The sequence below is a fragment of the Dongia deserti genome (assembly GCF_003574735.1).
GTDB lineage: Bacteria > Pseudomonadota > Alphaproteobacteria > Dongiales > Dongiaceae > Dongia_A > Dongia_A deserti.
Map to the genome: position 1 here is coordinate 1 of NZ_QORW01000051.1, position 1,196 is coordinate 1,196.

Here is a 1,196-nt window from a genome sequence, read left to right on the forward strand (position 1 = left end):
GCCCTTTACTCTATGATGCTGGCGACGACGCCGGCGCCGACGGTTCGGCCGCCTTCGCGGATCGCGAAGCGCAGGCCCTCGTCCATCGCGATCGGCGCGATCAGGTGCACTTCCATCGACACGTTGTCGCCCGGCATCACCATCTCGGTCCCCTGCGGCAGCACGATCGTGCCGGTCACGTCGGTCGTGCGGAAGTAGAACTGCGGACGATAGTTCGAGAAGAACGGCGTGTGGCGCCCGCCCTCCTCCTTCGTCAGCACATAGGCCTCCGCCTTGAACTTGGTGTGCGGCGTGATCGAGCCCGGCTTCGCCAGAACCTGGCCGCGCTCCACCTCCTCGCGCTTGGTGCCGCGCAGCAGCGCGCCGATGTTGTCACCCGCCTCGCCCGAATCCAGCAGCTTGCGGAACATCTCCACACCCGTCACCACCGTCTTGGTCGTCGCCTTGAGCCCGATGATCTCCACCTCGTCGCCGACCTTGACGATCCCGCGCTCGATCCGGCCCGTCACCACCGTGCCGCGGCCCGAGATCGAGAACACGTCCTCGATCGGCATCAGGAACGGACGGTCCTTCGGGCGGTCCGGCTGCGGGATGTATTCATCCACCGCTTCCATCAGCTTCAGGACCGCGTTCTTGCCCATCTCCGGGTCCTTGTCCTCCAGCGCCATCAACGCCGAGCCGCGGATGATCGGGATCTTGTCCCCCGGGAACTGGTAGGACGAGAGCAGCTCGCGCACCTCCAGCTCGACCAGGTCCAGCAATTCCGGATCGTCCACCATGTCGCACTTGTTCATGAACACCACCAGCGCCGGAACGCCAACCTGGCGCGCCAGCAGGATGTGCTCGCGGGTCTGCGGCATCGGGCCGTCGGCGGCAGAGACCACCAGGATCGCGCCGTCCATCTGCGCCGCACCCGTGATCATGTTCTTCACATAGTCCGCATGGCCCGGGCAGTCGACGTGCGCGTAGTGACGCTTCTGCGTCTCATACTCCACGTGCGCCGTCGAAATGGTAATGCCGCGCGCCCGCTCCTCCGGCGCCTTGTCGATCTGGTCATACGCCGTATAGGTCGCACCGCCCGTCTCGGCCAGAATCTTCGTGATCGCCGCCGTCAACGACGTCTTGCCATGGTCAACGTGACCAATCGTTCCAACGTTGCAATGCGGCTTCGTCCGCTCAAACTTCGCCTTCGCCAT

General features: G+C 64.9%; 1 protein-coding gene. It reads right to left on the reverse strand.

Features of this window, described 5'->3' with window-relative positions; all coding sequences use genetic code 11:
* Positions 1-5 precede the first annotated feature (5 nt).
* Positions 6-1,196 carry an elongation factor Tu gene (gene tuf / locus DTX69_RS29890; RefSeq protein WP_119305237.1) on the reverse strand — a complete coding sequence of 397 codons (1,191 nt, stop codon included), beginning with the start codon at positions 1,194-1,196 and terminating at the stop codon, positions 6-8.